23 protein-coding genes and 1 pseudogene are annotated in these 21173 nt (G+C 51.8%); 12 read left to right on the top strand and 12 right to left on the bottom strand.

Annotated elements, in window-relative coordinates; genetic code table 11:
• Positions 1 to 44: 44 nt before the first annotated feature.
• Both FVB43_RS08445 and FVB43_RS08450 read right to left on the bottom strand, forming a co-directional pair.
• Positions 45 to 1988 carry a methyl-accepting chemotaxis protein gene (locus FVB43_RS08445; protein ID WP_133841793.1) on the bottom strand — a complete coding sequence of 648 codons (1944 nt, stop codon included), beginning with the start codon at positions 1986 to 1988 and terminating at the stop codon, positions 45 to 47.
• Positions 1989 to 2604: 616 nt separating this feature from the next.
• A complete protein-coding gene (locus tag FVB43_RS08450; protein WP_159336495.1) occupies positions 2605 to 3477 on the bottom strand; it encodes a MurR/RpiR family transcriptional regulator in 873 nt (290 codons plus the stop codon).
• Between the two features lie 386 nt (positions 3478 to 3863).
• Here FVB43_RS08450 and zwf point away from each other — a divergent pair, with 386 nt between their 5' ends.
• Both zwf and FVB43_RS08460 read left to right on the top strand, forming a co-directional pair.
• The gene (gene zwf, locus FVB43_RS08455; RefSeq protein WP_133841795.1) at positions 3864 to 5339 is read left to right on the top strand and encodes a glucose-6-phosphate dehydrogenase; all 1476 of its coding nucleotides are present in this window, start codon (positions 3864 to 3866) and stop codon (positions 5337 to 5339) included.
• A gap of 223 nt (positions 5340 to 5562) precedes the next feature.
• The gene (locus FVB43_RS08460) at positions 5563 to 6201 is read left to right on the top strand and encodes a bifunctional 4-hydroxy-2-oxoglutarate aldolase/2-dehydro-3-deoxy-phosphogluconate aldolase (protein ID WP_133841796.1); all 639 of its coding nucleotides are present in this window, start codon (positions 5563 to 5565) and stop codon (positions 6199 to 6201) included.
• A 46-nt stretch (positions 6202 to 6247) separates the two neighbouring features.
• Here the strand turns inward: FVB43_RS08460 and purT are convergent, their stop codons facing one another.
• Entirely contained in the window at positions 6248 to 7426 is a 1179-nt protein-coding gene (gene purT, locus FVB43_RS08465; RefSeq protein ID WP_167863770.1) for a formate-dependent phosphoribosylglycinamide formyltransferase, read from the bottom strand.
• Positions 7427 to 7564: 138 nt separating this feature from the next.
• Here purT and FVB43_RS08470 point away from each other — a divergent pair, with 138 nt between their 5' ends.
• Positions 7565 to 7861, top strand: a complete 297-nt coding sequence (locus FVB43_RS08470; RefSeq protein WP_133841798.1) for a YebG family protein — start codon at positions 7565 to 7567, stop codon at positions 7859 to 7861.
• A 48-nt stretch (positions 7862 to 7909) separates the two neighbouring features.
• Here FVB43_RS08470 and FVB43_RS08475 read toward each other — a convergent pair whose 3' ends face one another.
• Entirely contained in the window at positions 7910 to 8728 is an 819-nt protein-coding gene (locus FVB43_RS08475; RefSeq protein WP_167863771.1) for a sugar phosphate isomerase/epimerase family protein, read from the bottom strand.
• A gap of 200 nt (positions 8729 to 8928) precedes the next feature.
• On the opposite strand from FVB43_RS08475, the gene FVB43_RS08480 reads away from it, so the two are divergent.
• Both FVB43_RS08480 and FVB43_RS08485 read left to right on the top strand, forming a co-directional pair.
• Positions 8929 to 9582, top strand: coding sequence for a tellurite resistance TerB family protein (locus FVB43_RS08480; RefSeq protein ID WP_159336498.1), 654 nt, complete (start codon positions 8929 to 8931; stop codon positions 9580 to 9582).
• A gap of 144 nt (positions 9583 to 9726) precedes the next feature.
• The gene (locus FVB43_RS08485; RefSeq protein WP_167863772.1) at positions 9727 to 11787 is read left to right on the top strand and encodes a S9 family peptidase; all 2061 of its coding nucleotides are present in this window, start codon (positions 9727 to 9729) and stop codon (positions 11785 to 11787) included.
• On the opposite strand, the gene exoX is transcribed toward FVB43_RS08485, so the two are convergent.
• The 3 genes from exoX to FVB43_RS08500 form a co-directional block, all read right to left on the bottom strand.
• Complete coding sequence (exoX, locus tag FVB43_RS08490) at positions 11784 to 12449, bottom strand: exodeoxyribonuclease X (RefSeq protein ID WP_167863773.1); 666 nt, start codon at positions 12447 to 12449, stop codon at positions 11784 to 11786. The two genes, FVB43_RS08485 and exoX, sit on opposite strands and share 4 nt — an antisense overlap.
• 12 nt (positions 12450 to 12461) lie before the next feature.
• Positions 12462 to 13220: a carbon-nitrogen hydrolase family protein gene (locus tag FVB43_RS08495; protein WP_167863774.1), complete on the bottom strand. Its 759-nt coding sequence runs from the start codon at positions 13218 to 13220 to the stop codon at positions 12462 to 12464.
• 68 nt (positions 13221 to 13288) lie between these two features.
• Entirely contained in the window at positions 13289 to 13519 is a 231-nt protein-coding gene (locus FVB43_RS08500) for a DNA polymerase III subunit theta (protein WP_133841804.1), read from the bottom strand.
• Between the two features lie 167 nt (positions 13520 to 13686).
• Here FVB43_RS08500 and copC point away from each other — a divergent pair, with 167 nt between their 5' ends.
• The 3 genes from copC (at position 13687) to FVB43_RS08515 (ending at position 15342) form a co-directional block, all read left to right on the top strand.
• Positions 13687 to 14049 carry a copper homeostasis periplasmic binding protein CopC gene (gene copC, locus FVB43_RS08505; RefSeq protein ID WP_167863775.1) on the top strand — a complete coding sequence of 121 codons (363 nt, stop codon included), beginning with the start codon at positions 13687 to 13689 and terminating at the stop codon, positions 14047 to 14049.
• Position 14050: 1 nt separating this feature from the next.
• Positions 14051 to 14941, top strand: coding sequence for a copper homeostasis membrane protein CopD (gene copD, locus FVB43_RS08510; RefSeq protein ID WP_167863776.1), 891 nt, complete (start codon positions 14051 to 14053; stop codon positions 14939 to 14941).
• 62 nt (positions 14942 to 15003) lie between these two features.
• The gene (locus FVB43_RS08515; protein WP_133841807.1) at positions 15004 to 15342 is read left to right on the top strand and encodes a YebY family protein; all 339 of its coding nucleotides are present in this window, start codon (positions 15004 to 15006) and stop codon (positions 15340 to 15342) included.
• A 299-nt stretch (positions 15343 to 15641) separates the two neighbouring features.
• Here the strand turns inward: FVB43_RS08515 and FVB43_RS08520 are convergent, their stop codons facing one another.
• Positions 15642 to 16220 carry a hypothetical protein gene (locus tag FVB43_RS08520; protein WP_167863777.1) on the bottom strand — a complete coding sequence of 193 codons (579 nt, stop codon included), beginning with the start codon at positions 16218 to 16220 and terminating at the stop codon, positions 15642 to 15644.
• Between the two features lie 31 nt (positions 16221 to 16251).
• Between FVB43_RS08520 and FVB43_RS08525 the strand changes: the two are divergent.
• Positions 16252 to 16716 (top strand): annotated as a pseudogene (locus FVB43_RS08525) (phage portal protein); the annotation flags it as partial.
• 14 nt (positions 16717 to 16730) lie between these two features.
• Here FVB43_RS08525 and FVB43_RS08530 read toward each other — a convergent pair.
• On the bottom strand, positions 16731 to 17501 hold the full coding sequence (locus FVB43_RS08530; protein ID WP_167863778.1) for a hypothetical protein: 771 nt from the start codon (positions 17499 to 17501) through the stop codon (positions 16731 to 16733).
• 369 nt (positions 17502 to 17870) lie between these two features.
• On the opposite strand from FVB43_RS08530, the gene FVB43_RS08535 reads away from it, so the two are divergent.
• Positions 17871 to 18122, top strand: coding sequence for a hypothetical protein (locus FVB43_RS08535; protein ID WP_167863779.1), 252 nt, complete (start codon positions 17871 to 17873; stop codon positions 18120 to 18122).
• On the opposite strand, the gene FVB43_RS08540 is transcribed toward FVB43_RS08535, so the two are convergent.
• On the bottom strand, positions 18091 to 18615 hold the full coding sequence (locus FVB43_RS08540; RefSeq protein ID WP_167863780.1) for a hypothetical protein: 525 nt from the start codon (positions 18613 to 18615) through the stop codon (positions 18091 to 18093). The genes FVB43_RS08535 and FVB43_RS08540 overlap by 32 nt on opposite strands.
• Positions 18612 to 18758, bottom strand: coding sequence for a hypothetical protein (locus FVB43_RS24590; RefSeq protein WP_242462126.1), 147 nt, complete (start codon positions 18756 to 18758; stop codon positions 18612 to 18614). Before FVB43_RS24590 ends, FVB43_RS08540 begins: the two co-directional genes overlap by 4 nt.
• Positions 18759 to 19083: 325 nt before the next feature.
• Between FVB43_RS24590 and FVB43_RS08550 the strand changes: the two genes are divergently transcribed.
• Positions 19084 to 19338, top strand: coding sequence for a hypothetical protein (locus FVB43_RS08550; RefSeq protein WP_167863781.1), 255 nt, complete (start codon positions 19084 to 19086; stop codon positions 19336 to 19338).
• Between the two features lie 68 nt (positions 19339 to 19406).
• Positions 19407 to 19766 (top strand): bleomycin resistance protein, encoded by a 360-nt coding sequence (locus tag FVB43_RS08555; RefSeq protein ID WP_167863782.1) that lies wholly within the window; start codon positions 19407 to 19409, stop codon positions 19764 to 19766.
• Between the two features lie 138 nt (positions 19767 to 19904).
• On the opposite strand, the gene FVB43_RS08560 is transcribed toward FVB43_RS08555, so the two are convergent.
• Positions 19905 to 21080 (bottom strand): AI-2E family transporter, encoded by a 1176-nt coding sequence (locus tag FVB43_RS08560; protein ID WP_167863783.1) that lies wholly within the window; start codon positions 21078 to 21080, stop codon positions 19905 to 19907.
• Positions 21081 to 21173 lie beyond the last annotated feature (93 nt).

Below are 21173 nucleotides of genomic sequence, written 5' to 3' on the forward strand. Positions count from 1 at the left end.
CCGCGCGAGGATAAAGAAGAGCGCGCCTAAAGGTGTTGATGTGACTAAAGCCGATTCTCCTCCGTGCGGAACACCGCCACCAGCTCGCGTAATTGATTCGCACGCGCGGCAAGCTCGTCTGCCGACGACGCTGATTGTTCAACCAGAACGGCGTTCTGCTGGGTGACCTGATCCATCTGATTCACCGCAATATTGATCTGCGCAACACCCGCACTCTGCTCCTGTGAGGAGGAGGCAATGTCGTTAACCAACTGGGCCGTCTGCTCAATCGCTGAGACACTTTGCTTCACTTTGTCCCCTGCATCCTGCGCCATAGAAATACCCTGACGGGCATTTTCAACCGAGTGGGTGATCAACTGCTTGACCTCTTTAGCTGCACTGGCGGAGCGCTGAGCCAGCGCTCTGACTTCGGCCGCCACAACCGCGAACCCTTTTCCATGTTCACCCGCACGTGCGGCCTCAACGGCAGCGTTCAGTGCCAGAATGTTGGTCTGAAACGCGATACTGTCGATCACACGGATAATTTCTTCAATCTGACCGGCACTGGAGCTGATCTTTTGCATTGACTCCAGAACGGACTCCATGGCTTCCCCGCCCAGCAGCGCAGCATCGGTTGCTGAACTGGCCATGCCGGCAGCGTGGCGGGTGTTATCCGCATTCTGCAAAATAATCGATGAAAGTTGTTCCATGCTGGCAGCAGTTTGAGCGAGAGAGGCGGCCTGTTCTTCTGTGCGTGCTGAGAGATCGCCATTTCCCTGTGCTATCTCTTCAGAGGAGGTGGCGATGGTTGTCGCATTATTTTTTATATCGGCAACCAGTTCCGAGAGGCGGTGACGCATTTGCATTAAGGAGTGAATTAGCGCCGCCATTTCATTGGTGCCGTTAACCTGAACCTGAGACGTCAAATTACCCGAGGCAACCTCTCTGGCAACGTGTGCCACATCACGCAGCGGATCAGTGATGGAACGGATGATATAAATCGCCAGTGTCACAACGATAAGCATAATCGTTGCCAGCACGCCTAACAGTTCATATTGATTATATCTATGTTCACTTATCTGCGCCGACAGCATGTTATCTAATTCATCCGCTGCTTCATTGGCGAAGGTAGAGTACTGATTGATAGCATTGGTGAAAACAGCAACAAATTCGGTCGGTTTGAGATTATTCAGACTACGATTCACAAAGACAGCTTCTGCCATTTTCAATGCTTCATCGGTTTGTTTAAAAGCATTGCTCGTGCGAGTACTGAATTTTGTGCGCAAAGAATGATCGGTCTCGAATGATTTCAGCAGATTGTCATTATAAAGACGCAGGGCATTTCTGCCATTCAGTATCTGAAACTCCATGCGGGCATAGTCGCTGTCGTTAATACCTTCCTTACTTGCCAGTAATGAGGTACCCCGGGCACGGATCTGCCCGAGTGTTTCAGTCAATTCCGGCAACCGGTTAAAGGTGCTGATGATAAACTGATAAGTATTTAAATCAGGATCCAGTGATAATCCGTAGAAATCGACGACCTGCATATTGGTATCGAGCAATGTACGTATCAGCTGGGCATGGTGCGTTAAACTGGTTGCCAGGGTTAAATTTCGGTTATCTATATCAGTTTGTAGTTGACGCCAAAGGCCGGTCAGCCTGCTAAAACTTTGCAGGGCAGCACTTTCACTGGCCGAGGAGCGCAATGTGCCCTGAATGGCATCGCTTAATACGTTGATCTGTTCTTTCAATGCCAGCCTTGCCGGTGCATCGGGCGTGTTTTGAGCGATAGCGATGGCGGCTTCTGCACGATGGCGCTGCATAAGATTCAGCAGTACCAGCATCTGTTTTTCAACGGGGATGCCCTGTAGTTCTAACTCTTTTGCACTGATCTGCTGATTTCCCTCATCAATAAATAAGGCGGTAGGTACAGCAAAAAGTATCAGTGCAAAGAAAGCAAGGAGCATGAATTTTGCAGGCAGGTTGATATTATTCAGTATCTTTTTCATTTTGTATTTATTTCCACAGGTGAAATTTTAGTACTAAAAATGTGCTGTTAATGCATTGTGCTCAGTTTGTATTTTTTGTCAGAGCCAAAATGTAGTGATTAACGAAAATGAATAAACTGATTTTTTTTAAAAGCATTTTCATGCCATGACGGGCAATAAGTTGTTTTTACCAATTGGTCGATTAATTTTTATGAATTATAGGTAGGGATTCGCGATTGTCCACGAGGTAAATAGATGATATTTATTAACGTGACTTTTGAATCCAATTCATTATCAGTAAGTTGATTTTTATCGTTATTTTTAGATTTAGCTGTTTATATGGTCACGATGGTTTTAATCGATCATACGTATTTCTTATGGTTTGAAAAAAAGATTTAAGTTTTGCTCAATAATGCCGATAAGCGGTTTTTTGAGATACGTATCTTATTATTAGGTGAAATGAGTAAATTATTACCTGTTCTTATCGCTGTGGGGGGAGCGGATACATCGACACAGTGGCAGTATCAATCTGCTCTGTTGATTACATTCTGAGGGTAGGACATTTTTTTGTTTCATAGCAGCCAGCGTGGGGCCAGATGAATGTCCCCCACGCGATGACGCGATAAAAATGGCTCACTCAATGCGCTTTCAGCACAGAATCAGGGCTGTCTTTGTCGAATCGGGATTCTCTGAGCGCCTCTTTAACCCGCTTAAGATTATCGCGGAATTTTGCTCCGCGCCGCAGGGTGAAGCCGGTGGCCAGCACATCAATCAGCGTTAATTGCGCCAGGCGCGACACCATCGGCATATAAATATCGGTATCTTCAGGAACATCCAGCGTCAGGGCCAGCGTGGCCTCGCGCGCCAGTGGCGACCCGGGAGAGGTGATGGCCAGTACCGTGGCATCGTTTTCCCGCGCCATCATCGCCAGCTCAACCATATTTTTGGTGCGACCGGTATGGGAGATCAGCACCATCACATCGCCTTCACCGCTGTTCATGCAGCTCATGCGCTGCATCACAATGTCATCGGAATAGATCACCGGCACATTGAAGCGGAAAAATTTATTCATTGCATCGTGTGCCACGGCAGCAGAAGCCCCCAGACCGAAGAAGGCAATTTTCTTTGACTGGGTCAGCAGATCGACGGCACGATTAACGGCACCGACATCCAGACTTTGTTTCACCCGATCCAGCCCGGCCATCGCGGACTCGAAAATTTTCCCTGAGTAAGACTCAACGCTGTCGTCCTGTTCAACGTTGCGGCTGACATAGGGCGTTCCGCTGGCCAGGCTTTGTGCCAGCTGCAATTTGAAGTCAGGGAAACCTTTGGTTTTCAGCCGGTGGCAAAAGCGATTCACCGTCGGTTCGCTTACGCCCGCCGCGCGAGCCAGCAGGGCAATGCTTGAGTGCATGGCAGTGGTGGGAGAATCGAGAATGACTTCGGCAACTTTGCGCTCTGATTTGCTCAGATTTTCCAGCTGTGATTGAATTTTTTCCAGCATATTCATAGTGCTACCCGTTCATACATTCTGACGATTTCAATCAAAGGAGAAATCGATGTCATTTTGTAGAGAATATACAATGCGCTACAGCCTCGGTGGCAGTAGCATAACGACATTAATTTACATTTTTTGCCAGAGTTTGAGCTGTGTCTGATTTTCAGAATGGTAAGAACAGTAACAAAAATGACGAAAAATTACGCACAATCTGATGGTAGGCCTCCGAAGGTTGCCACTAAATTAAGCATTGATTGAATACATTGTGCCGCAGTGGCCTCCCCTGGTTTACGAGGAGCAGGCAAAAGCAGTACATTGTATTGAAACAAAATTACAATAAGAGTCTGTCCGACTACGGAATCTCAGGGACAGGCTAATCCTGCAACGAGGAGAATGAAATGGCGGTTACACAAACAGCCCAGGCATGCGATCTGGTAATTTTCGGTGCCAAAGGCGATCTTGCGCGCCGGAAACTGTTGCCCTCTCTGTATCAATTGGAAAAAGCCGGTCAGATCCATGAAGATTCACGCATTATCGGCGTTGGCCGTGCGGAATGGGATAAGGCTGCTTATACCAAGGTGGTGCGTGAGGCACTGGAAACCTTTATGAAGGAGAAGATCGACGAAGCGCTGTGGGATAAACTCAGCAGCCGTCTCGATTTCTGCAACCTGGATGTGGATGACCGCAGCCATTTCCCTCGTCTGGGAAAAATGCTCGACCAGAAAAAACGCGTCACCATTAACTACTTCGCGATGCCGCCAAGCACCTTCGGAGCCATCTGTAAGGGCCTGGGTGAAGCGAAGCTGAATGCGCAACCTGCACGCGTTGTGATGGAAAAACCACTGGGTACGTCTCTGGCAACATCGCGCGAGATTAACGACCAGGTGGGTGAATACTTCGAAGAGAACCAGGTGTTCCGCATTGACCACTATCTCGGTAAAGAGACGGTACTCAACCTGCTGGCGCTGCGTTTTGCTAACTCCCTGTTTGCCTCTAACTGGGATAACCGTACCATCGATCACGTGCAGATCACCGTGGCGGAAGAAGTGGGGATCGAGGGCCGTTGGGGTTACTTCGATAAAGCGGGCCAGATGCGTGATATGATCCAGAACCATCTGTTACAGGTGCTGACCATGGTGGCCATGTCGCCGCCAGCCGATCTCTCTGCGGATCGCATTCGCGACGAAAAAGTGAAAGTTCTGCGCTCCCTGCGTCGTATCGATCACACCAACGTGCGTGAAAAAACCGTACGCGGTCAGTACACCTCCGGTTTTGTACAGGGCAAAAAAGTCCCTGGCTATCTGGAAGAAGAGGGGGCGAACAAATCCAGCACCACCGAAAGCTTTGTCTCCATCCGCGTGGACATCGACGACTGGCGCTGGGCTGGTGTTCCGTTCTATCTGCGTACCGGCAAGCGTCTGCCAACCAAGTGTTCAGAAGTGGTGGTGTATTTCAAAAACCCGGCACTGAACCTGTTTAAAGACACCTGGCAGGAACTGCCACAGAACAAACTGACCATTCGTCTGCAGCCGGATGAAGGCATGGATATTCAGATCCTGAACAAAGTGCCAGGGCTGGATCACAAACATAACCTGCAAACCACCAAGCTGGACCTGAGCTTCTCAGAAACCTTCAATCAGTCGCATCTGGCGGATGCCTATGAGCGCCTGCTGCTGGAAACCATGCGCGGTATCCAGGCCCTGTTCGTGCGTCGTGACGAAGTTGAGGAAGCCTGGAAATGGGTTGACTCCATTATGGATGCCTGGTCTTCCGATAAAGAAGCACCTAAGCCTTATCAGGCGGGAACATGGGGGCCTGTGGCTTCCGTGGCCATGATCACCCGTGATGGTCGCTCGTGGAATGAATTCGAGTAATCTGTCCTGACAGGTTAAGCCCGCTTCGGCGGGCTTTTTTGTGGGCAAAATACGGCTTCATAAAAAATGAACCTGCATTTTAAAAACACAACGATCGCGTAGACGCTCGCGGTGCTTCTCCTGTATGGTAGATCGCATAATCACTTCCTGACGCCGCGAGCGTCACTTTTGCCTGCTACGATCCACCAGGACGGAAGGCAGGCCAGACAGGAGAACGTCGTTGATGAGTAACTGGAAAACAAGCGCTGAACAGATTCTGAAAACAGGCCCGGTTGTGCCGGTGATCGTGGTGAACAAGCTTGAGCATGCTGTTCCGATGGCGAAAGCATTGGTAGCGGGTGGTGTGCGTGTGCTGGAAGTGACGCTGCGCACGCCCTGCGCGATGGATGCCCTGAAGGCCATGGTGAGAGAAGTGCCTGAAGCGATTGTTGGGGCAGGCACCGTGTTGAACGCGCAGCAGTTGAAAGAAGTCACCGATGCGGGCGCGCAGTTTATCATCAGCCCGGGCCTGACCGAGCCGTTGCTCAGAGCCGCTGTAGACGGCTCAGTGCCGTTGATCCCGGGAATCAGCACCGTGTCTGAATTGATGACCGGTCTTGATTATGGTCTGCGTGAGTTTAAATTCTTCCCGGCGGAAGCTAACGGCGGCGTGAAAGCCTTACAGGCGATTGGCGGGCCTTTCCCACAGGTACGTTTTTGCCCGACGGGCGGCATCTCGCCGGCTAACTACCGCGACTACCTGGCGCTGAAAAGTGTGCTGTGTATTGGTGGGTCGTGGCTGGTGCCAGCGGATGCGCTGGAAGCGGGAGATTATGACCGTATTACCCGCCTGGCGCAGGAAGCCGTTGCCGGGGCGCGATAAAACCGCAAGGGGCGGAATTCCGCCCCTTGAATAATCCGCAGGTCTGTCAGCCGCTGACTTTTACGCTGGCAGCGGCACTGATGGCACGCTGCACCGCCTCTTCCATGTCATTGCCCGTTGCCAGTGCCACACCAAGACGGCGTTTGCCCTGAATTTCTGGCTTGCCAAACAGGCGCAGTTGCAGCCCGGCGCCCAGTGCAGCAGACAGGTTGGCGAACTGCACATTATTGCTGTCCAGCTCTGGCAGGATCACCGCTGATGCTGCCGGACCGTACTGGCGGATGCCGCCGACTGGCAGACCGAGGAACGCGCGCACATGCAGCGCGAACTCGGAGACGTCCTGAGAAATCAGCGTGACCATGCCGGTATCATGCGGGCGTGGCGACACTTCACTGAACACCACCTCATCACCGCAAACAAACAGCTCAACGCCAAACAGGCCGCGTCCACCCAGTGCATTCACCACTTTTTCAGCAATCTCCTGCGCACGTTTCAGTGCGAGCTCGCTCATCTGCTGCGGCTGCCAGGATTCGCGATAGTCGCCATCTTCCTGACGATGTCCGATAGGCGCGCAGAAGTGAATGCCGTCGACAGCATTGATGGTCAGCAGGGTAATTTCGAAATCAAACTTCACCACGCCTTCAACGATCACCCGACCGGCACCGGCACGGCCACCCTGTTGTGCATATTCCCATGCAGCATCCAGCTGTGCGGCTTCACGGATAAAACTCTGCCCTTTACCGGAAGAACTCATCACGGGTTTTACGATGCACGGGAAACCGATCTCATCAGCGGCGGCCAGGAAAGCCTCGCGGCTGTCGGCAAAGCGGTAGGATGACGTCGGCAACGCCAGATCTTCCGCAGCAAGGCGGCGAATACCTTCACGGTTCATGGTCAGTTTCGCGGCGCGTGCGGTCGGCACTACGTGCTGTCCCTGTTTTTCCAGTTCGATCAGCATATCGGTGGCGATCGCTTCAATTTCCGGCACCACGAAGTCCGGCTTTTCCTGCGCGACCAGTGCGGCCAGGGCTGCGCCATCCAGCATATTGATCACATGGCTGCGGTGGGCAACGTGCATCGCAGGGGCATCGGCATAGCGATCCACGGCGATCACCTCCACACCCAGACGCTGGCATTCCAGCGCTACTTCTTTGCCCAGTTCACCGGATCCCAGCAGCATTACACGGGTTGCATTAGGGCGCAGCGCAGTTCCAAGAGTTGTCATAATCTCTACCTGAATGGATTGAAAAAAACGCGCGAAGTATAAACGAAAACGTTTGCGTAATCATCCGCACTTTACGCTTGAGTGAAAAAAGCGACGCTGCTACACTGTATAAAAATACAGTTAAACAGGACGAAAATCATGGCTGTTGAAATCAAATACGTTGTCGTCAGAAAAGGTGAGGAAAAGATGACATTTGCCAGCAAGAAAGAAGCCGATGCTTACGACAAGATGCTCGACCTGGCGGAAGTCTTTGCCGACTGGCTGACCGCCAGCCCGCTGGAAATGGAAGAACAGCAGGGTGAAGCGCTGGGGCTGTTTATGGCGGAAAATAAAGACGCGCTGCAACAGATCCTCCGCACCGGTAAACTGCCTGAAGAGAGCAGTGCGGCTGATAACAGCGACGCATCTGATGAAGGCAAACTGCGCGCGGTGTAACCCGCCCCTGCTGTGGCTGATCTTTTTTCTGATCAGCCGTTCAGATCATTATGTGCTCAGCACACTGCGCAATGACGCCATCGCTGCCTGTGCCGTTGCCAGCGGGTCAGCAGCGTGGCGTTGATCGTTAAATACTTCCAGGCCTATTGGCCCCTCGTAACCGATCTGCTGCAAATGCGCTAACAGCGCCTTCAGTGGGTATTGGCCCTCACCGGGTAACAATCGGTGATGCCGGGCCGTATCGACCAGATGCTTTGCATCCGGCTGCTCATTCAGATCGGACAACTGCACCAGAAAAATCCTCTCTGCCGGAATACCGGCCAGGTCTTCCAGCGTTCTCTGGCGTACAAAAATATGAAAAGCATCCACCACCAGCCCCAGATTGGGTGCGTCAATTTGCTGGATAAGCTGCCATGCCTGGGCGGTGTTATTAATATGCTGGCTCCAGGCCATCGCCTCATACGCTACGCGCAGGCCATGATCTGCCGCCTGCTGCACCAGCCAGCGTAAATCCGCTTCGATACGTTCTGTGCAACAGTGCGGATGAGTGGATGCCGGCACCAACAGCGTTGATGCGCCAAGGCGTTGCGCCGTTGCCATCATCTGTAAGGCTTCATGCCGTTTATCCTCACGCAGGCTCTCTGGCGCCCCATCAAAATCCAGCAGCACCTGGTAATCCGTCAGCCCGAGGGAAAGCTGCTGGCAGAGATCGGCCAGCGCGGCGGCATCGCCCACGGCTTCACTCACATCCTGCTGCCACAATTCCACCTGACTGAAACCCGCCGCTGCAGCTGCACGCAGTTTCTCTTCACTGCTGCCACCGAGCAGGATGGTATTGATAAACAATGGGTTCGCCGAAAATGCCATTTGTATCGATTCTCCTCTGCGTAATTTCCTTTTCAGGGTAGAGGCAATGCAACCATCCAACAACTTATCCACGACTGACTGCAGGATATCTGTCCATCTGCCGCTGGAAACAACGGGAAATTTTACAGCCTTTTCATCGTTTGACGTTTCCTGACGTGTGCTGCTTTATTGTGGTGTTTTCGGGTAATGAAGGACTGACTATGAGCAACTGGCTGCAACAGATTCAGACGGTATTAGGCAAGGCAGGCAAATCCTCCTCTGGCGGAGAAGGGCTGAGCAAAATGCTGGCCCCCGGTGCACTCGGTGGCCTGGCGGGATTGCTGATTGCCAGTAAATCTTCCCGCAACCTGTTGATGAAGTACGGGAAGAACGCCGTAATCATCGGCGGCGGTGCTGCTGCGGGTGCCCTGTTGTGGAATAAGTACAAACAGCGTGTCAGTGAAACCCATCAGGATCAGCCTGAGTTTGGTCAGCAGAGCTCCCCGGTCGACCGTCGCGCCGAGCGTCTGATTGAAGCGCTGGTCTTTGCGGCCAAAAGTGACGGCCATATCGACAACGATGAGCGTAAAGCCATTGATGAACATATTCGCCAGTCTGGTTTAGGTGCGCAGGGCGAGCAGCTGGTGCAGCGTGCCATTGACTCTCCGCTTGATCCGCAGAAGCTGGCGGCCGATGTGAAAAACGAAGAAGAAGCGCTGGAGGTCTATTTCCTCAGCAACCTTGTCATCGATGTTGACCACTTTATGGAGCGCAGCTATTTGCAGGCGCTGGGCGATGCCTTGAAAATCCCACAGGACGTGCGTCAGTCGATTGAAACCGACATTCGTGCCGAGAAGCAGAAGCTCCCTGCCTGATAGATCAGTTAATCCTTCGCGGGTGAACACTGTCACCCGCGCAAAAAAATCCCCTGAAAAGCACGTTGTTGCACTGATAACGGCTTGTTAATCAGTCTGGTTGCTGCCAACCTTACACACAGGCACAGCAACTGCGAAGAGACTATGACACCTCCTAAAGCGAATAAAATTCCCCATCAGATGACCCTGCACGGTGATACCCGTATCGATAATTATTACTGGCTGCGCGACGACGAGCGCGAAGCGCCAGAGGTGCTTGCTTATCTGCGGGCTGAGAACGACTACTGTCAGCAACAGTTGCTGCCGCAGCAGGCCTTACAGGCGGAGCTGTTGCAGGAGATCATCGACCGCATTCCTGCCCGTGACCATTCGGTGCCTTATGTGAAGCGGGGATATCGTTATCAGAGCCGCTATGAAGAGGGGAATGAATACACGATTTACGCCCGTCAGCCCGCCGACACGAAGACGCCGGACCACTGGGATACGCTGCTGGATGGCAATCAGCGTGCTGCTGACCATGAGTTTTATACCCTGGGCGGCGTGGCGATCAGCCCGGATAACCAGAAAATGGCCGTGGCAGAAGACTTCCTGTCACGCCGGGTGTACGGCATTCGTCTGTGCAACCTTGAGAACGGCGAGTGGTACCCGGAAGTGCTGGAAGGCGTCTCCTCCGCGATGACGTGGGCCAGTGATTCGCGAACCCTCTACTATGTGCTGAAAGATAAAAAGACGCTGCTGCCGTATCAGGTATGGCGGCATACGCTGGGCACGCCGCAGCAGCAGGATCAGTTGGTGTATGAAGAGGAAGATGACACCTTCTACGTCAGCGTTTACAAAACCACGTCCGAAGAGTTTGTGGCGATTGCTCTCGGCAGCAGCACCACCAGTGAGATCCTGTTGCTGGATGCCGCTGATGCCGATGCTCAGCCCCAGCTGTTCTCTGCGCGGCGTAAAGATCATGAGTACAGCGTGGACCATTATCAGGGGCAGTTCTATGTGCGTTCCAACCGGGATGGCAAGAACTTCGGGTTGTACCGCAGCGACAGTGCAGATGAGCAGCAGTGGCAGCCGCTGATTGCGCCACGGGATACGACTGTGCTGGAAGGCTATACGCTGTTCCGCGACTGGCTGGTGGTGGAAGAGCGTCAGCAGGGGCTGACCAGCCTGCGTCAGATAAACTGGCAAAGCGGTGAGAGCACCAGCATTGCCTTCGACGATCCGGCCTATGTGACCTGGATTGGCCATAACCCGACGCCGGACAGCAGCAAAGTTCGCTACGGCTACTCATCCATGACCACGCCGGATACGCTGTTTGAACTGGACCTGGACACCGGTGAGCGTGAAGTCCTTAAGCAGACGGAAGTGAAAGGGTTTGATGCGGCGCGCTATCGCAGCGAACGCCACTGGATCACCATGCGTGATGGCGTCGAGGTCCCCGTTTCACTGGTGTACCGTAAAGACAGCTACCAGCCGGGAACCAACCCGTTGCTGGTTTACGGTTATGGTTCTTACGGCAGCAGTATGGATGCTGATTTCAGCGCCAGTCGTCTCAGCCTGTTGGATCGCGGGTTTGTCTTTGCCCTGACGCATATTCGTGGCGGCGGTGAGATGGGTCAGCAGTGGTACGACGATGGACGTCTGCTGAATAAAATGAACACCTTCCATGACTTTATCGATATCACCGATGCGCTGGTGGAGAAAAAGTACGGCGATGCGGAAAAACTCTATGCGATGGGCGGAAGTGCCGGTGGGTTGCTGATGGGCACCGTCATTAATATGGCCCCGGAGCGTTTCAAGGGGGTCGTCGCGCAGGTGCCGTTCGTGGATGTGGTGACGACGATGCTGGATGAAACCATTCCGCTTACCACTGGCGAATATGACGAGTGGGGCAATCCGGCTGAGGAGCAGTATTATCACTACATCAAACAGTACAGCCCGTATGACAACATTAAGGCGCAGGATTATCCGCATCTGTTGATCACCACCGGTCTGCATGACTCCCAGGTTCAGTACTGGGAGCCAGCAAAATGGGTGGCTAAGCTACGTGAGCTGAAAACCGATAATCATCTACTGTTGCTGCAAACGGATATGGACTCTGGTCATGGCGGAAAGTCAGGCCGTTTTAAAGCCTATGAAGGGGTGGCGCTGGAGTATGCATTTCTTATCGGGCTGGCCAGCGGCCTGCTGACCACACCCGCGGCTTAATCCGTCGCACTCAACGCCCGCTGCATGGCACTGCGTAAGTCGGGCTTCAGATCCGTGATATTTTTTAGCATCCACTTTAAATATCCCGGATCTTTCTTCGCCACATCATCCACTTTCTGCCCGCGATACTTACCGAACGGGAAGGTATTAAACGATCCCTGCACCTGCATCCGACGGATCATCTCTGGCGCATCCCAGCCGCTGAACGACATAATACGGATCAGCAGCGCCGCAGTGATGTAGCAGTCATATAGCGCAAGGTGGGCATGTAAATTTTCCGGCGGCGTCACCTCCAGCTGTAAGGATTCGCGCAGCGCCAGATTACTGTATTTCAGGCCCGGCCACAGGCGGCGCGAAAGCGCCATTGTGCAGATCCATTCACCGGGCATCTCTGGCAGCATACGGCGGTCAAAGCTGGCATTGTGCGCCACATAATAAGGGCTGCCGTGATAGCGGCCGATCGCCTGCTCAATGGTGGGTTTCCCCCGCACCATGGCCTCGGTAATTTTATGGATGGCCATGGCTTGATGGCTGATAGGGCGGTCGGGTGAGATCAGGTCGCTCATTGGATTGACGATTTGTCCGTCAATCACATCCACCGATGCCACTTCGACAATACCACCCTGCAGGCCGCAGGTTTCCGTGTCTATCACGCGTAACATAGCTTCTCCCGTTTACAGAACTGACGGGCAGGGTAACGAATGCGCCTCTCCTTGCCAATGATTACCGCTACGACGGGCAATAATCAGTTGCTCGCCTTCGCCCCCGCGTATGACCTGGCGTCCGGTCGCGTCCCAGAAAGCACTTTTACCCGCACACTGGTAGCCGCCCGTGGGCCAGGCGTGATTCGCCATCACCACGGCCATTTGATAATCACGCGACCAGCGGGCGAGGTAGCTGCAGTCGGTTTCATATCCCTGCTCGGAAACCAGCACGCTGGTGGCATAGAGATCGGCACCGCGAACGGAGGCATCACGGGCAAAGGCTTCCACGCTGATATCGGCACAAATGGCCAGCGCCACCTGATGACGCTGATATCCAAATAACGGCACCGTATTACCTGCCGCGAAAATCTCTTTTTCCTGACCGTACAAATTGCGCTTACTGTAGGCGATGCGCGTACCGTCCGGCAGGAATGTCAGTGCGGAGAGGCGAACATTATTGTCCGCCTTTAATGGCAGACCGATGCTGATGCCCATCTGATGCTGCTGCGCCGCGTGGGCAAAGGGTTGCAGCCGTTCGTCGTCCAGCGAGAGCGCCAGTTCAGCCATCAGCGGAAGCTCATAACCGGTCAGCGAAAGTTCAGGGAACATCAGCAGTTCAACGCGCAGCGACGCGGCCTGCTGGATAAATTCGAGGTGGTGGTGAATATTCCAGGCGATATCGCCCGGACGGGAACCTGACTGTGCTGCCGCGATAGTCCAGCTGGACATAAAAAAACCACCCTGAAGAGTAAAGTAAGGCCTTCATCTCAACCGAAGCGGGAGCAAAAAACAAGCCACTATTTTTGTTTAGGTTCGTACGGCAGACGCGAGAGTGACAGGGAGGCCTGGCGGTAGTGAGTCAGACGCTCACGGAACCACTCCTGTAGCGCTGGCGGTTGCTCACGCAGCACCATTTCGGCAATAACCGGCATGTTATAGCGTTCTTTAAACGCCACCCCGGCAGCGGCCAGATCAACGTTGATTTTGTCTTTATCTGTCTGCGGCAATGTGGCCAGATTGTAGCTCATGGTATTCCCCCCCTTAGTGTGTGGCAGAAAATAATGCAGAAGGCACGGATTAGCAAGTCTGACGGCCCATTGATAGTCGCTATCACCTCGACACCCGTTTTTAAGCGGAGTATTCTTTCGCCCTCAGGCAGCAAGGCGCTGCGATTTGCTAAGGATCATTGCGACATATGCGACATTTCTTCAGGGTTTCCGGCTTCTTACTCGCCGCACTGTTTACCCAACAGGTTTCCGCTCATGCCCACCTTAAAAGCCAGTATACCGCGGTTAATCCCGCCGGTAGCGAATGGCCTGAGTCACTGACCATCTCCTTCAGCGAGGATATCGAGCCAGCATTTAGCGGCGTGGTCGTCAGCCGTACGGACAACAAGCCGGTCGATCAGATCAAAGCCGCCCTTGACCCGAAACAGCACAATACCCTGCGGGTACAGTTTAAACAGCCGCTGAGCAGTGGTGAGTACAAGGTGACATGGCATGTGCTGTCAGTAGACGGCCATAAGACCAAAGGGAACTACACCTTCAACGTGAAGTGATATGTCACTCACGGGCTTCTATATTCTGTGCCGCTGGCTGCATTTCTGCGCACTGATGTCGCTGGTCGGGGCCGGAGTCACCACGACGTTGCTGGCTCCGGCACGTTATCGCGCCGATCTTACCCGGCGGCTGATGCCGTTAATCCGGGTGAGTACAGGGCTGACGCTGCTGAGTGCGGTACTGTTGCTCGCGGCACAGACAGGACAGATGGGGGACGGCTGGCAGGATACGCTTGAAGGTGATATCTGGCTGGCGGTGCTACAGACGCAGTTTGGCCGCGCATGGCAGTGGCAACTGGCGCTGGCCGTACTGTGTTGTCTGGTGCTGTGCTTTCGCAGACGACTGAGTGGGCAGTTGTGCCAGCAGACGGTGTTGCTGTTAGCCGTATTGCAGCTCTGCGGGCTGGCCTTTACCGGACATGCTGCGATGCTGGATGGCTGGAGCGGTGTATTCCAGCGCGCCAATCAGACAGTGCATCTGCTGAGCGCGGCATTCTGGGCGGGTGGCCTGCTTCCTGTCGTTTACCTGATGCGCGCAGCGCGGAGCCCCGAGCATCGTTACGATGCCATTAGCACCATGATGCGTTTTTCTCGCTACGGTCATCTGGCCGTCATGCTGGTGGTCATCAGCGGGGTGATCAATGCGTTGCTGCTGCTCGGCTGGCCGCCTGCCAGTTTCCGCCTCTACAGCCAGCTGCTGGTGCTGAAATCCCTGCTGGTTGGCGTAATGATGGGCATTGCTCTGTTTAACCGCTACTGGCTGGTACCGCGTTTTCAGCATAGCGGGGCAGGGGCGCAGCAGTCGTTTATCACCAGTACGCTGGTGGAGATCGCTCTGGCGGCGGTGGTACTGCTGGTGGTGGGCATTTTTGCCACACTCGAACCTGCCTGATCAACACCTGTTTTCGCTTATCCCGATTCAGTTTATGTTTTATCGTTTGAGGTACTAACAAGATGAAAAAGTTGGCATTATTTTGCGTCGCACTGGGCATCAGCAGCAGTGCAATGGCTGGCATCGAAACCGTGAGCCGTTTCGATATGGGCAAAGAGAACTGGCCGTTTGTGCGTGAAGAGATGATGTTAAGCTGTGAAAAAGGCAACGTGCTGCTCGCCATTAACGATGGCACGCTGGTGCAATATCCGCTGAATGATGCGGCGGAAGCCAAAGTCAAAGCGGGCCAGATAAAGGCCGGATTCCCAATCAGTAAGATTCTGGCTGACGACCCGGCCAACCCGGGCCAGAAGAAGAGCCTGGCCCCGATTATCGCGCGCGCCGAAAAGCTCTGTAACTGATTGCACGACGCTGGCGCATACCTTTCGGTGCGCCAGTTATTTCCCATTCCACTCTCGCTGAAAAGCGCAGCCCGCCCGTTTCTGCCGCCGCGATCACAATGCTAACAATCAGTTATTACGTTGTTTACAACTGGCTGGTAAACCCCCACAACTGGTCTATCTTTTAAAGTGCAAGGCGAATCGCCTGCAATAATGCCAACTTTTAGCGCACGGCTCTGAAAAGAGCCCTTTCCCTGGACCAAAGACAGGAATCGTCTTTGGTCTTTTTTTGGATAGTACGTTAAAACAATCACTTAGATTTAAATCAATGAGTTACATCCCACCCTGTTACACCCCATTACACCCTGTAGGAACCTCTGTAGACACTTAGTCGGAATGTTGTCTTTAAGTTTTTTCGACTTATCGTCAACCATGCCGAGCTTTTCCAGCACCCAGTCAATGCCGTTCTGCAACTCAGTCAGCGGTGAAAGTACGAACTTAATCCCGGCGGCCAGCAGCTCACCAAACTGCTTGCCCATATCACCCGCCGCTTTCAGTTCATCCTGGGTTAACTTGACCGGTTCAAGCAGCCCTTTGAACTTGTCCCATACCCCGCCGAGCTTATCCCCCAGCCAGTCAAAGGCGGGCTTGAGCGGTGCAAATGCATCAGCGATTGGCCCCATTGCAGCGGTAAAGCCCGCGGCCATCCCTTTCAGAAATTCGCTGATAGGCTCCCAGTATTTCCTGATAAGCAACGCACCCGCGACGATGGCGGCGGCCACCAGAACAACCGGCAGGGAGATGGCACCGAGGGCGGCAACAATCATTTCCCCGGCCACGCTGAAAGCAACGCCCATTTTGCCGCCGATTGAGATGATCGTATTGATGCCCGAAATCACCGGCCACGACGCCAGACCAATTGAACCCAGCGCCCACACCCTCTACCGCCGCAAGTATTACCAGAACGGCGCGCACGCGGGTTATATCCTGTATATGACGGACGCCGCGCAGAGCAGCAGCGACATTGAGCAAATGCGAAAGGCAATGCGCGACACTAAAGGCGAGGGCAATTTCCGCAACCTTTTTATGTATGCGCCGAACGGAAAGCCGGATGGGATTAAGATCCTGCCCCTGAGCGAGGTCGCCCCCAAAGATGACTTTTTCAATATCAAAAAGGCCAGCCGTGACGACCTGCTTGCCGCGAACCGGGTGCCGCCTCAGATGATGGGCATTATCCCTGACAATGCTGGCGGCTTTGGTGATGTGGTGAAAGCGGCACAGGTGTTTGTTAGGAACGAGCTGACGCCATTGCAAGAACGGATGAAGGAGATTAATTCATGGATAGGGAATGAGATCGTATCATTCCGGCCATATATTCTGGAAATTAATAGTTAATAATATATGGCTCTTTATGAGCTATATCCTCTTTGCTTTCGTTTCTTTTTCCACTTGTAAATTTTTTTTGGAAAGTAGTATTTTAAGTTATAAAAAAATTCACCAAATTTATCGGATTGTGTTTGATTCAAAATTCTGTGCTCGCTTCTGATAAAAAGAAAAACATTAAGAAATGGATCATCAACCCGCTCCTGAAACTCTTCACAACTATATTCATTCACTCGCTTGAGAGACTCGTACTCAGCCTTAATATTATCAGGGTTCATGAAAGCAGCCTTCTCCCATTGAGTGCGAATGAAAGGAGAGAAGAAAGAAATATTTTCTTTTACATGCCCCATTACTCTATCAAAGCGCTCTAAAAAATCCTTTTTGTCTAAGTGCATAACTGGTGATTGATTCATATCCCACATTTCCACTTTGCTTCTGTTATGCACCCTATATTCATCTGCAACCTTTCTGTGAAATTCTATCAGTGACTTGCTACTTTCGAAATCAACATAATCGTATTTAGCTGGGCCGTAATGCTGTTCAAGCCAATGAAGTTTTTCATATTCGTTTACTGCACGTTCGAGTGTTTTATCCTCGGATACATATGGTGTGTTTGTTTTTAATTTATAATCGTAAAGAAGTAAATCGCACACATCAAAATAGACCTTGTCGTAAACTCTTAACTTTTCATTTCTTCTTGTAATACTGGCTTGACGTAAGGTGTTGACAAACCCCAAACACGAGATAAAAAAACCCCCAATAGATATATAAATTGATAAGTTGTTATCAGTTTCCATAATCCACCCTCTGACTAAATTCTCATGTGATTGATAATTTTTCACTTCAAAATTGCATCGCTCAAGAAACATGTCCAACACATTGATTTTAAGCCTGTAGGAACATTTTTAGAAGCGTATATACCATCCAATATGCTTCAGCGCTGTTGTATCGCTCGCATACATGTTTGCACCCCTCGCGCGCAATGCTATCCCCGCCACGCCTGCCCGCTTTAGTGGCCTCATTTCATGCAACTGCACGATCCTCACGAAGCTGCGCCGCAACTGGTGTGGTGAGGAGTGTGGGGCAGGGGATCCTACATGCGGATCCATGCACTCTACACATGCATAGCTACAGGCCACCGATTCGATGGCCTGTAAGGCAGTTTAATGAATGACGCGGAAGAGGTGGAAACCGTGTACACCTTCAGTAACGATCTGGCGATGCGCCGTGATGTAGATATTAGCCTCAGCAGCAGTAATCGCATAGCCGGCACCAATAACCCGTTGAACAACGTCAGCCGTGGAAATTTCGAGAAAATTTTCCTGATACTGCTGCTGTGGGATCTCTGTTTCTTACTGAAGCTTAAGGTTTTATTGTTCCATATCGCTATTTCTGTAAAGGCGAGTAGCCATCTATAGTGAATTTGAACTGCTGATCACCAGCCTGGAAAAAAGGAGCTTCAATAAAGAGTGTCTTATGTGATTGTAACTTCTTGATAAATTCAGATGAGTTCTTGAAGAAAATCACATTAGAGCTGCCATCTGCTGCGCCGCCCATTGAAAATTTTTGAACTTTTTCATTATCAAACTTCACCGAAACATGGCATTCACTAAAAGAACTGCACAAAAACTGTCCTTTACTAATTACAAGCATCGCTTCCGTGGGGACCAGGTCTTCTGGTTTTTGACCTTCTTTGAGTTCAATTTTTTTGGAGCGAAGAACAATACTCATACTTGAACCACCGTTATAGGGAAATTCAAAATTTACTTTGTTCTCCGAGTCATTCTGATTATATTTCTGTGCGGTGCCACGCATTTCATCGTTTTGGTAAGCTGTGTGCCAGATGTTGGCATAACAGCTTGAAATCGTTAAGACGAAAGCGGAAAGGGTAGTTACGGCTCTGGTTATCACTTCACAATCTCCTGCTTAATGACCACTTCACGGGGTTTCAGTTGCTGAATAGCGCGACAAATGCAGTATGGGATCACCGCCCATGCAAGGCCCATCGCTGCACCGGCAGCTTGTTGGGGGGCGCTGTCAGCGGCCCAAACCATCACGACACCTTGAATAAAACCAATAACTGAACAGATAATGGACAACTTCCACATTTTTTTTCGTCCCTTTCCTATAGCCATTAACAATTTTATATATATTAACATCATTAATGTGGGTGGCAATAAAAATGCGAGCGGACTCACATGCTTAATAATGAAATCAACCCCCCATGTTAAAGCCCCCACCTCCGTTTGCTTTTCCCCCTAACATAACGCAGTATCTTCAACGGCTTGCCGCTACATGGGCAACTTGCACTGCGGCGTTACGCTGCCACGGGTTCCGATGCCCGATATCAATAAATCACATGTACAAAAGGGTATTGCGATGGGAACCATGTTGGGGCTGCTGGGATTGATGTTGGGTGCATGGGCGGTACGCAGTATCTGTATGAAACCCATAAACAATGTGAAGAAGGTGATCCTTGCGCTGATTGCCGGGCTGTATTTTCTCTCGGCAGGCGGGATAGGGGGCACGGAAGAGGACAAGATCCCGTACGTTATCGTTGCGATGCTGATTGGGGCGGCGGTGGTGTGGTACGGAAATCGTGTCTATAAAGACGATGCCGCCAACGAAGAGTAAAGCCAACATTTGGCCCCTGCAATGACGTTGCAGCGGAATGCTGCTCACTGCCTCTCAAGGAACCTCGTATGACCGATCGCGCCACGCCTAATCTGCCCTCCCGGAGTTTCACTGAGACAGAACATTTTTATCGTCAGATAGGTTTTACCACGCAATATAAAGATGAGTACTGGTTGATTATGCTGCGTGGGGACCTGACGCTGGAGTTTTTCCCGCATCAGGATCTTGACCCTTACAGTAGCTGGTTTAGCTGCTGTCTGCGGCTGGATGATCTCGATGGGTTTTATGCGGTGTTGCAGGCGGCCGGCATTGAGGAGAAGTGCGAAGATTTCCCGCGTATTCATCCGCCCGTGGAACAACCCTCGGGGCTGAAAATGGCGGCTCTGGTGGATCATGATGGAACGTTGATTCGCTTAATCAGCAATTGAGCCAGTCGGATACCTGAGAGTTGCCGCCGACAACAAGCACACGGTGCCCAAATACGTCAGCCGTCATCGTTGTGCTAACGGTCAGCGTTCTTGTGAACACGATAGAAAAAAGTGGGGCTGATTCAGCCCCGTTGTTGTTTATGGTTTGCTCTTGTGCTCGAGCTTCTCTTTTTCCAGCTGTTCTCTTTCCTGACCCTCTCTCTCCTGATTTTCCTGATGTGTCTGACCTTCTTCAATAAAGTCAGGATCAATCCCATCGGTATTGCCTTTATGGTCCTTACCGGACAACAGGTTCCAGCAGGAGATAAACAGCGCGGCAATCAAGGGACCAATCACGAAGCCATTGAGACCATAGATTTCCATGCCACCGAGGGTCGAAATGAGAATCAGGTAGTCCGGCATCTTGGTGTCTTTCCCCACCAGCAGTGGGCGCAGGATGTTATCGATAAGACCGATGACCACCACAAAGAAGAACGTCAGTGCCAGGCCCTTCACCATCGCACCGGTGAAGAAGAAATACAGCACCACAGGCAGCCAGATAATCGCTGAACCAACCGCCGGGATCAGTGACAGGAAGGCCATCAGCGACCCCCATAAAATACTGCCCTGAATATCCGCAAACCAGAATGCAATACCCCCCAGCGCACCCTGTACTGCAGCTACGACGATGGTGCCTTTAACCGTTGCGCGTGATACTGCCGCAAACTTCACAAACAGATGTTGTTTAACAAACTGCGACAGCGGAATGGCATCCAGCGCCAGGCCGACAAGATAGGCTCCATCTTTCAGAAGGAAGAACAGCAGATACAGCATCACACCAAAGCCGATGGCAAAGCTGAAGGTGCTTTTACCAATCATCATCAGGCTACCCGCAAAGAACTGGCCGCCTTTCATCGCCACACCAGACAGCTTTTCCTGAATGGCACTGGCATCGTTCATGTTGTTTTCTTGCAGGAAGTGACGCAACCAGTCGGGCAAATGATTGATAACGCTTGCTGCCACCGTGGTGAGCTCGGTCTGGTTACCCTGCAAACGGTTGTAGAGGGCGTTGAACTCTACCGCCAGTGAGGAGGCGACCACGGCCAGTGGGATAAATACAATCAGGCAGATCACCAACAACGTCAGCAGCGATGCCAGGCCGTTTTTATCGCCAAGATGTTTTCTGATTTTGGTTTTAAGTGGATGGAAAATAATCGCCAGAATGGCGGCCCAGAGGATCGCCGAAAAATAAGGCCCCAGGATGTGAAAAAAAGCCAGCGTGGTTGCCGCCAGTATAAAGATAAAGAATCCCTTACTAATGCCCTGAATGATCATTTTATTGTCTCTGTTTATGGTCTCGGTAATGAACGTATTCCCTTTGATCGCTAAAAATAGACCACGCTCCGGTTACCAGCAATGTTCGCCGGA

This window comes from Erwinia rhapontici (assembly GCF_012271765.1).
Classification (GTDB): domain Bacteria; phylum Pseudomonadota; class Gammaproteobacteria; order Enterobacterales; family Enterobacteriaceae; genus Erwinia; species Erwinia rhapontici.

What these genes read in the sequence shown, in the direction of transcription:
- FVB43_RS08445 (WP_133841793.1), bottom strand. Translation starts at nt 1,988, where the DNA reads ATGAAAAAGATACTGAATAATATCAACCTGCCTGCAAAATTCATGCTC.
- FVB43_RS08450 (WP_159336495.1), bottom strand. Translation starts at nt 3,477, where the DNA reads ATGAATATGCTGGAAAAAATTCAATCACAGCTGGAAAATCTGAGCAAA.
- zwf (WP_133841795.1), top strand. Translation starts at nt 3,864, where the DNA reads ATGGCGGTTACACAAACAGCCCAGGCATGCGATCTGGTAATTTTCGGT.
- FVB43_RS08460 (WP_133841796.1), top strand. Translation starts at nt 5,563, where the DNA reads ATGAGTAACTGGAAAACAAGCGCTGAACAGATTCTGAAAACAGGCCCG.
- purT (WP_167863770.1), bottom strand. Translation starts at nt 7,426, where the DNA reads ATGACAACTCTTGGAACTGCGCTGCGCCCTAATGCAACCCGTGTAATG.
- FVB43_RS08470 (WP_133841798.1), top strand. Translation starts at nt 7,565, where the DNA reads ATGGCTGTTGAAATCAAATACGTTGTCGTCAGAAAAGGTGAGGAAAAG.
- FVB43_RS08475 (WP_167863771.1), bottom strand. Translation starts at nt 8,728, where the DNA reads ATGGCATTTTCGGCGAACCCATTGTTTATCAATACCATCCTGCTCGGT.
- FVB43_RS08480 (WP_159336498.1), top strand. Translation starts at nt 8,929, where the DNA reads ATGAGCAACTGGCTGCAACAGATTCAGACGGTATTAGGCAAGGCAGGC.
- FVB43_RS08485 (WP_167863772.1), top strand. Translation starts at nt 9,727, where the DNA reads ATGACACCTCCTAAAGCGAATAAAATTCCCCATCAGATGACCCTGCAC.
- exoX (WP_167863773.1), bottom strand. Translation starts at nt 12,449, where the DNA reads ATGTTACGCGTGATAGACACGGAAACCTGCGGCCTGCAGGGTGGTATT.
- FVB43_RS08495 (WP_167863774.1), bottom strand. Translation starts at nt 13,220, where the DNA reads ATGTCCAGCTGGACTATCGCGGCAGCACAGTCAGGTTCCCGTCCGGGC.
- FVB43_RS08500 (WP_133841804.1), bottom strand. Translation starts at nt 13,519, where the DNA reads ATGAGCTACAATCTGGCCACATTGCCGCAGACAGATAAAGACAAAATC.
- copC (WP_167863775.1), top strand. Translation starts at nt 13,687, where the DNA reads ATGCGACATTTCTTCAGGGTTTCCGGCTTCTTACTCGCCGCACTGTTT.
- copD (WP_167863776.1), top strand. Translation starts at nt 14,051, where the DNA reads ATGTCACTCACGGGCTTCTATATTCTGTGCCGCTGGCTGCATTTCTGC.
- FVB43_RS08515 (WP_133841807.1), top strand. Translation starts at nt 15,004, where the DNA reads ATGAAAAAGTTGGCATTATTTTGCGTCGCACTGGGCATCAGCAGCAGT.
- FVB43_RS08530 (WP_167863778.1), bottom strand. Translation starts at nt 17,501, where the DNA reads ATGGAAACTGATAACAACTTATCAATTTATATATCTATTGGGGGTTTT.
- FVB43_RS08535 (WP_167863779.1), top strand. Translation starts at nt 17,871, where the DNA reads ATGAATGACGCGGAAGAGGTGGAAACCGTGTACACCTTCAGTAACGAT.
- FVB43_RS24590 (WP_242462126.1), bottom strand. Translation starts at nt 18,758, where the DNA reads ATGGTTTGGGCCGCTGACAGCGCCCCCCAACAAGCTGCCGGTGCAGCG.
- FVB43_RS08550 (WP_167863781.1), top strand. Translation starts at nt 19,084, where the DNA reads ATGGGAACCATGTTGGGGCTGCTGGGATTGATGTTGGGTGCATGGGCG.
- FVB43_RS08555 (WP_167863782.1), top strand. Translation starts at nt 19,407, where the DNA reads ATGACCGATCGCGCCACGCCTAATCTGCCCTCCCGGAGTTTCACTGAG.
- FVB43_RS08560 (WP_167863783.1), bottom strand. Translation starts at nt 21,080, where the DNA reads ATGATCATTCAGGGCATTAGTAAGGGATTCTTTATCTTTATACTGGCG.